This window comes from Chloroflexota bacterium (genome assembly GCA_035652535.1).
Taxonomy (GTDB): Bacteria; Chloroflexota; UBA6077; order UBA6077; family SHYK01; genus DASRDP01.
Window position 1 is genome coordinate 1 of sequence record DASRDP010000037.1, and the last position, 8,215, is coordinate 8,215.

The window sequence follows — 8,215 nt, forward strand, 5'->3', positions numbered from 1 at the left end:
ATGACCGATCGTCGGTGCGCGGCAATGATGTCGGGAGGACACATCGTCGATGCGCGGCAATGATGTCGGCATGACCGATCGTCGGTGCGCGGCAATGATGTCGGGATGACCGATCGTCGGTGCGCCGCAACGATGTCGGGATGACCGATCGGCAAAGCACGCAGTGACATAGGAACCCACTGGGAGGCTCGGCGAATGCTCTGGCAGGACCTGCGCGCGTATTTAGCGAAGCTGGACGAGCTGGGCGAGCTGCGCCACGTGGCCGAGGCCGGCTACGAGGAGGACATCGGCGGCATCACCGAGCTGATCACCGAGCAGAACGGCCCATCTCTGCTCTTCGACGAAATTCCCGGCTTTCCCCCGGGTTACCGGGTGGCGAGCAACCTGTTCACGACGGTGAAGCGCACGGCCCTTGCGCTCGGGCTCCCCGGTGACCTACCGGCCGTGGAGGTCGCCGCGCACTGGCGCGCGAAGACCCAGGCGCTGAAGCCCGTTCCGACCGAAGAGCTGCCCTGGGGGCCCGTGCTCGAGAACGTCCTCGAGGGCGACGCTGTCGATCTCTTCAAGTTCCCCACGCCGAAGTGGCACGAAAACGACGGCGGCCGCTACATCGGCACGGGCGTCTGCGTGATCCAGCGCGACCCGGACACCGGCGTCGTGAATTCCGGCGCCTATCGGGTCTCGATCCACGACCGGCGCACCCTCGGCATCTTCATCGAGCACGGCAAGGACGGCGACCGAATTCGCCGCGCGCACTGGGCGCGCGGCGAGAAATGCCCGGTCGCGATCTCCGTGGGGCAGGACCCGGTCCTGACGGCGCTGGCGGGTCCCAACTTGTTTCGCACGCCGGAGAACATCTCTGAGTTCGAGGTGGCTGGCTACCTCCAGGGAGGCCCGTATCCCGTCGTGCGCGCGCGAGCGACCGGCTTGCCGATCCCCGCGTACGCAGAGATCGTGATCGAGGGGTTCATGCCGTCGCCCGACGAGGCCCTCGTTCCGGAGGGTCCCTTCGGGGAGTGGACCGGCTACTACGCCCACGGCCGGCGGCCCGAGACGATCGTCGAAGTGGCCGCGATCTACCACCGCAACGATCCCATCATCTTCGGCGCGCCGCCAATCCGGCCCGTCGGCTGTCGGTATTTCACCTACCTCGGGGGCGACGACATCGCCTCGATGCAGCAGCTCGATCGCGCCAAGATCCCCGGCGTGCAACGGATCTTCCAGCTCGCCTACCCATCCTTTCGCGTGGTCGCCCTGAAACAGCTGTACCCTGGCCACGTGGACGACGTGATTCGGGTGCTCGTCCCCGGCGGCGATCAGTACAACGGCCACCACATGTGGGTGATCGTGGACGACGACATCGACATCACCAATGAGAAAGAAGTGCTCTGGGCCATCGCAAGCCGGTGCGCGCCGGAGCACGGCGTGCGCGTCGTTCCGGGCACGGCCGTGTGGCAGCTCGACCCGCGCATCCCACCGGACGGGCGGTCGGACCCGAACGCCGAGCACGGACGCAGCACGTACGTGGCCCACGATCTCGTTATCAACGCCTGTCGCCCCTACGAATGGGCCGACGAGTTTCCGCCGGTCGCGGTGAATGGCCCGGAGCTGCGCGCCAGGATCCAGCAGCGCTGGAAGGAGCTGTTCGCGCCGTGACGGGAGGCGTGCGCTGGCTCGCCATCGCCGGCATCCTCGTCATGGCGTGCGCAGCGCCGGCCCGCCCGAGCGAGGGCGGGGCCGCGCCGCCTGCTGCCAGCCCGACGACACCCAAGCGGATCGTGGCGGCGATCCAGAGCGACCCGCCGCTTCTTTCGTACTGGCTCGCGCCTGCCGGCGCAGGGGTCCCGGGGCTCGACGCGCTCGAGTCGCTGGTGGACCAGGGGGTCAGCATCGCCGACGACCGCGGGGCGCTGCACCCGGTCCTGGCCGATGAGGTCCCCACGCTCGAAAATGGCCTGTGGAAGCTTCTCCCCGACGGTCGGATGGAGACGACCTGGCACATCCGCGAGAACGCGCGCTGGCACGATGGCGCGCCCTTCACGTCCGCGGACCTCGAATTCACCTCCCGAGTCCAGCGCGAAAAGGCCCTGGACCTCCGGTACAACCCTGGGTACGACTCCGTCGACTCCATCGACGTCAAGGATGCGTGGACGATCGCAGTGAGCTGGAGTCAGCCGTACATCTTTGCCGACGCGCTCTTCAACCTCGCGCCGCTGCCCCAGCACCTCCTCGAAGCGCCCTACGCCGAGGACAAGGCGGCATTCACCGCGCTCCCCTATTGGACGCAGGAGTACGTGGGGACCGGACCGTTCAAGGTTCGCCAATTTGTCGCTGGAAGCCACGTGCTCTTAGAAGCGAACGACCGCTACGTGCTCGGCCGGCCCAAGATCGACGAGCTCGAGGTCCGGTTCATACCGGACTCGAACACCATCGGGGCGAACGTCCTCGCCGGCGAGGTCCAGCTCACTCTCGGCCGGAGCCTCTCATTGGAGCAGGCGATCCAGATTCGCGACCAGTGGACGGACGGCCGGATGGAGATCGCGCTCTCCGGCTGGATCGTCGCCTTCCCGCAATTCATCAACCCATCGCCTGCCATCATCGCGAACCTCGAGTTTCGGCGCGCGCTGCTCGAGGCGATCGACCGCCAACAGATGGCCGATACGCTCATGAACGGGCAGGTGCCCGTTGCCCATACGTTCGTCAATCCGAACTCAGAGCTGTACCCTACCATCGAGCCGCAGATCGTGAAGTACGAATTCGATCCGCGGCGAGCGACGGAGGCGATCCAGGCGCTTGGCTACCGGAAGGGGCCCGACGGCGTGTTCCGGGACGCCGCGAATCAAGAGGTGACGCTCGAGATTCGCGCCAGCGCGGGGCGCGACCTCAATCAGAAATCTATTCTCGCCATCGCTGATTCCTGGCAGCGACTGGGGATCCCGACGGAGCCGGCCACCATTCCTCAGCAGCGCGTGCGCGATCGCGAGTACATCCAGACCTTTCCGGCCTTTATGCTCTACAACCAGCCCAACGACCTGAACAGCCTCGCCCGGCATCGCAGCTCGCAGACGCCGCTCCCCAGCAACGGATTCGTCGGCGACAACAACTCCCGCTACCAGAGTCGCGAGTTCGACGCGCTGATCGACCGGTTCTACTCAACGATCCCCCAACGCGAGCGAACGACCGTCCTCGGGCAGATCGTGCACCACATGACGGAGAACTTGAACATGATGGGCATGTTCTACAACGCGGAGACGGCCCTTATCGCGAACCGCGTGCTGAACGCGTCCGAGCGCAAGGCGGACGATGGCACGCAAACGTGGAACGCCCACCTGTGGGACGTGAAGTAGGACGGCCGCGGTGGCGCGCACGGCTCTCGATCCGCGCGAGGTGTCCGCCCCGGTCGCACTCCGCCCATCGGCGATGCCGTCGTCCCGCAGCAGGATCGTGACCCTGCGCGCGGTCTGGGCGTTGTTCGTCGCCTCCCTGCTGGCGTGTCAGTCGGCCGCGGGCACGGCTCGAGAGGCCGGGAGGCCTGCGGATGTCCAGCCGGCGCCGATCAAGCGGCTGAACGCGGCCGTCCAGAGCGATCCGACCGTCCTCAGCAGCCGGATCCGGCCACTGGGCGTCGGGATCGCCGGCGTTTCCGAGCTGGAGCAGCTCGTCGCGGCCGGGCTCACCGTCGCGGACGAGCACAACGCGATCCACGCCGTGCTGGCGGAAGAGGTGCCGACCATCGAGAACGGCCGCTGGCGCCTCCTCCCCGATGGGCGGATGGAGACGACGTGGGTGATCCGCGAGAACGCCCGTTGGCACGACGGCGCGCCCCTCACGTCGGCGGACCTCCTCTTCACCCTGGACGTCGTGCGGGACCGCGAAGTCGGCGCCTTTCGCGAGGCCGCCTACGACATGATCGAGGGGGCCGACGCGCCGGATCCGCGCACCGTGACCGTTCGCTGGAAGGAGCCGTACATCGAGGCGGACAACCTGTTCTCCTCGACCCACGCGCTCCCCTTGCCCCAGCACCTCCTCGGCCAGGCGTATGCAGAGGACAAGACGACCCTGACCGAGATCCCCTACTGGAATCAGGACTTCGTCGCGGCCGGTCCGTTCCGCGTCGCCCAGTGGGAGGCTGGCTCCGGCGTGCTGCTGCGCGCCTTCGATGGTTTCGCCCTGGGCAGGCCCAAGATCGACGAGATCGACGTTCGGTTCATCCCCAACTCCTCGTCCCTCTCAGCGTCCATCCTCGCTGGTGCGGTCGATCTGACCATCGGCCGAAGCCTATCGGTGGACCAGGCGATCCAGGTGCGCGACCGCTGGCAATCGGGAAAGATGGACGCCGGGGACGTGTCGAGCGTTGTTCTGATCTACCCGCAGTTCATCGATCCGGACCCCGCCGTCATCGGAGATGTGCGCTTCCGAGCCGCGCTGATGGCGGCCATCGACCGGCAGGAGATGGCGGAGAGCTTGCAGGCGGGTCTCACCTCCGCCGCGGACGTGTTCCTCGTCCCCGGCCACGCCGAGTTCTCGGCGATCCAGAACTCCATCGTGCGTCATCCCTACGACCAGCGCCAGGCGACGGAGGCCATCGCGTCGCTCGGCTACGCGCGCGGTGGGGACGGCGCGTTTCGAGACGGCTCGGGGGCGCGGCTGGGCGTCGAGATACGCACGAGCCAGGGCGACGACCTCCAGGAGAAGGCGCTCTTTGGCGCGGCCGACGCATGGCAGCGGGTTGGGGTCGGCGTCACGCAGGTGCTGGTGCCGCCCCAGCAGGCCAGAGGCAGGGAATATCGGGCGACGTTCCCTGGCTTCGACGTGAAGCGCCAGCCGGGCGACCGCGGCTTCCTCGAGCGCGTCTTCAGCGCGAAGACGCCGCTCCCGGAGAACGATTTCGTCGGCAACAACTACAATCGCTATCGCAGCCCGGATCTCGATGCGCTCCTGGGACGGTACTTCGCCACGATTCCGTTCGCCGAGCGCACGGCTGTCCTTGGAGAGATCGTCCACCACATGACGGACCGGGTCCTGTACATCACGCTTTTCTACCAGACCTCGCCGGTGATGATCGGGAACCAGATTCGTGGGGTAACGGGCACGAGCCAGGGATGGAACGCGAACGCATGGGAGATCGGGAGCTAGGAGCGGGCAGCGGTACGATGGTGCGCAGACCGCCCCATCAACGCAATTCGGAGGACGTGATTCAGCATGGAAGAGCGAGCAGACGGCGGACGGCCCATCCGTCGGGAGACGGCGTACCAGGCATGGCAAAAGGGGGAAGGGATTCCTAGCCACAGCGGCTCCTACGTCACGGACCTGTACCACGTTGACGTGGCGCCGTGGCCGCGCGTGGGCCAGAAGGGGGCGTTCATCAACCTCGCCGATCAGCAGGACGATGACGCATGGGTCGTCGAGATCGCGCCGGGTGGGCGCACCGAGGTTCTCCACCACCTCTTCGAGGCCACAGTGCTCGTGCTCGACGGGCGCGGCGCGACGACCTTCTGGCAAAAGGATGGGCCCAAGCAGACGGTCGAGTGGCAGCGCGGCAGCGTGTTCTCCCCGCCCATCAACAGCTACTACCAGCATTTCAACTTGGACGGGCAGCGACCCGCCCGCCTCTTCGGCGTGACCCTCGCCCCCATGCTGATCAACCTCTTTCGCAACCCGGATTTCGTCTTCAACGACGATTACCCCTTCCGGGACCGATACGACTCGAGCAACGACTACTTCACGAGCCCCGGCTATCGGGACGAGACCCGCGCGCGGGAGTGGGTGACGAACTTCATCCCCGACATCCGCTCCTTCAAGCTGGACGCCAACGATCCGCGCGGGCTCGGCAGCTACCGGCTGGGGTTCACGTTCTCCGGCAACCAGATGGTAGCCCACAGCAGCGAGTGGCCCGTCGGGACGTACATGAAAGGCCACCGGCATGGCGTGGGCGCGCACGTGGTGATTCTCGAAGGAATCGGCTACTCGCTGCTCTGGTTCGAGGGCGAGCCGCGTCAGAAGGTGCCGTGGAAGGATGGCAGCGTGCTCTCGCCCAAGGACCAGGAGTACCACCAGCACTTCAACACTGGCCCCGAGCCGGTGCGCTATCTCGCCTTTCGCCTCGGCGCGGCGGATCTCCGGCGCTGGGGACGCAATATGATGCCCGACCAGATCGAGTCTGAGGACGAGGATCCCGCCATCTACGACGAGTACGAGGCGGAGTGCGCCAAGAACGGGGTGAAGGTCACCCTGCCGCGGCCGGCCTACAACCGCCGCTGACGCACCGACGCGGGCGCGGCCAATCCTGCTGTCAGAAAATCCTCCGCCTGCCAGGTCAGGCTTCCGCCGACCCTCTAGTTGGCGAAGAAGTCGCCCATGAGCTTCGCGACGGCCTCGGGCTGGTCGTTCTGGACCTGGTGGCCGGCGCGCCGGACCCAGTGGAACGGAACGTTGGGCAGCTCCTTTTCGAGCTGGCGCCCCAGCTCGGGGACCGCGAAGTTGTCGTTCTCGCCCCAGATGAAGATCGTCGGGATGGTGAGGCGCGGCAGCGCATGCTTCATCTCGAACTTCAGGCGCAGGTTCGGGTCGCGCGTGAGCCGCGTGGAGCCCTCGAGGAATGCCTGCCGCCCCTCGGCGGCGCCGGGCCTATTGGCCGCTGCGTTCCGCAGGCCGATCAGCTCCTCCGTGATGAGCGACTTGTCCCAGATCAGCGCCTCCAGCACGCGGCGCATCGACTCGCGGGTCCCATCATATTCCCGGAGGGCGCGCATGCCCTCGGTATCGGGCGCCGTGATGCCCATGGCATTGGCGATCGTGGCGCTGGAGACGAGGGCGAGCTTTTGCACCCGGTCCGGGTGGAGGAGCGCGTACTTCGCGGCGACCCACGCCCCCTGGGAGTTACCCGCCAGGCAGACCCGGTCGAGGCACAGGGTGTCCATGAAGGCTTCGAGCTGGACCACCCGGTCGTGCATCCCCTCCGGCACGGGCGCCTGCGGGTCCGTCTCCCCGAAGCCGCCAACGCCGTCGGGCGCATAAATCTGGAATCGATCCGCGAGCAGCGGCATCATGCGTCCGAAGCCCGCCTCGCCCGACGAGCCGGCCCCGCCGCCATGGCAGAGGACGACCGGCGGCCCGTCGCCACCCGCCTCGCTGTAGTGGGTGCGCACGTGCCCGGTCATCACGAAGCGCGAGCGAATCGCGGATTGTGTCATTTCCCCTCCTCTATCGGGTGCCCGCGGTCTGGACTCGCGTCTGCCATCCACGTCCGCTGGCGACCAGCTTGGCGCAGTGCTCCTTCCAGCTCTCGGACTTGGGCAGCGTGCCGTAGGTCGTGACGACGTCGCGAAATGTGTTTTTCGCCGGGTCTCGGTACACGGCGGGCGGGTCCCGCCCCTCCTGGACGTCGCGGATGGCGCTCTGGAGAAGCTTTCGCGCGACCACGATCGGCGCGTCGGAGGCCACGAGGTGCTCTTGGGTCCGGTCCTGGATCGGGCCCATCCCCTCGGTAACGCAAAGGTCTTGCTGCTGAAAGAAGCTCGGGTCGATGCCACTGTAGCTGTACGTCGCCATCTTCGAGCGGTCCTGGAGATAGCGGTTGGACCGGTTCGCGACGGGTGAGTAGTCGGCGTTGATGGTATGACGCCGGCTCACACCCTCCCGATCGAGGGGGCCCGAATCGCTGTAGATGATGGTGAATTTCCAATGTCGGTGGTCGTCGATGGGGACATGCCAGTTCGTCTGGCCGCCGGGCGTGGCGAACAGGTTCGGCAGGATGAAGGTGCCGGCGCGAATGTAGTTGTCCTCGGGATCGATGTCGCGGATCTTGCAGACGTGCAGCCCGGACGGGGTCAGCTCCGCCTCGCACCGCTCGCGGTACGGAGCGGCCCCGCGGCTCGACAGGAGCGGCGCGTCCTCGCCCCCGACGTAGGCCGTACGCGCTTGCCGATCCTGCAGGTCGCGATGGCTGTAGTGCAAGAACCCGACGTGGAGGAGGTCGACGTTCCCCTCGTTGCCCTGGAGGTAGTTGCACTCGCTCAACAGCTTGACGGGATAGACCCGGTCCTCGGGGACGGTGAGGAAACCGTAGCCGGGCAGCAGCGGCGGCTCGCCGGGGCCGAGGTAGGCGAAGATGATCCCGTTCTTCTCGACGCATGGGTACGCGGTGTGACGGATGCGCTCGTGGAAGGTGCTGCCGGCTGGCTCCCCGGGCTGTTCGAGGCACCGGCCGGAAACG

Annotated in this window: 7 protein-coding genes; 4 read left to right on the forward strand and 3 right to left on the reverse strand. The window is 66.9% G+C overall.

Annotated elements, in window-relative coordinates; translation table 11 throughout:
• The coding region (locus VFC51_04810) for a hypothetical protein (protein HZT06328.1) at positions 1–180 on the reverse strand (180 nt) is incomplete at its 3' end.
• Between the two features lie 15 nt (positions 181–195).
• On the opposite strand from VFC51_04810, the gene VFC51_04815 reads away from it, so the two are divergent.
• The 4 genes from VFC51_04815 to VFC51_04830 all read left to right on the forward strand — a co-directional run bounded on the left by VFC51_04815 (position 196) and on the right by VFC51_04830 (position 6,261).
• Positions 196–1,656 carry a UbiD family decarboxylase gene (locus VFC51_04815; GenBank protein ID HZT06329.1) on the forward strand — a complete coding sequence of 487 codons (1,461 nt, stop codon included), beginning with the start codon at positions 196–198 and terminating at the stop codon, positions 1,654–1,656.
• Positions 1,653–3,347, forward strand: coding sequence for an ABC transporter substrate-binding protein (locus tag VFC51_04820; protein ID HZT06330.1), 1,695 nt, complete (start codon positions 1,653–1,655; stop codon positions 3,345–3,347). Before VFC51_04815 ends, VFC51_04820 begins: the two co-directional genes overlap by 4 nt.
• Before the next feature lie 10 nt (positions 3,348–3,357).
• Complete coding sequence (locus VFC51_04825) at positions 3,358–5,136, forward strand: ABC transporter substrate-binding protein (protein ID HZT06331.1); 1,779 nt, start codon at positions 3,358–3,360, stop codon at positions 5,134–5,136.
• Between the two features lie 66 nt (positions 5,137–5,202).
• Positions 5,203–6,261 carry an ethanolamine ammonia lyase-activating protein gene (locus VFC51_04830; GenBank protein ID HZT06332.1) on the forward strand — a complete coding sequence of 353 codons (1,059 nt, stop codon included), beginning with the start codon at positions 5,203–5,205 and terminating at the stop codon, positions 6,259–6,261.
• Positions 6,262–6,335: 74 nt separating this feature from the next.
• Here VFC51_04830 and VFC51_04835 read toward each other — a convergent pair whose 3' ends face one another.
• Together VFC51_04835 and VFC51_04840 are read right to left on the reverse strand one after the other, a co-directional pair.
• Positions 6,336–7,193 carry an alpha/beta hydrolase gene (locus VFC51_04835; GenBank protein HZT06333.1) on the reverse strand — a complete coding sequence of 286 codons (858 nt, stop codon included), beginning with the start codon at positions 7,191–7,193 and terminating at the stop codon, positions 6,336–6,338.
• Between the two features lie 10 nt (positions 7,194–7,203).
• Positions 7,204–8,215, reverse strand: a 1,012-nt coding sequence (locus tag VFC51_04840) for a hypothetical protein (protein ID HZT06334.1), incomplete at its 5' end; no start/stop codon positions are given.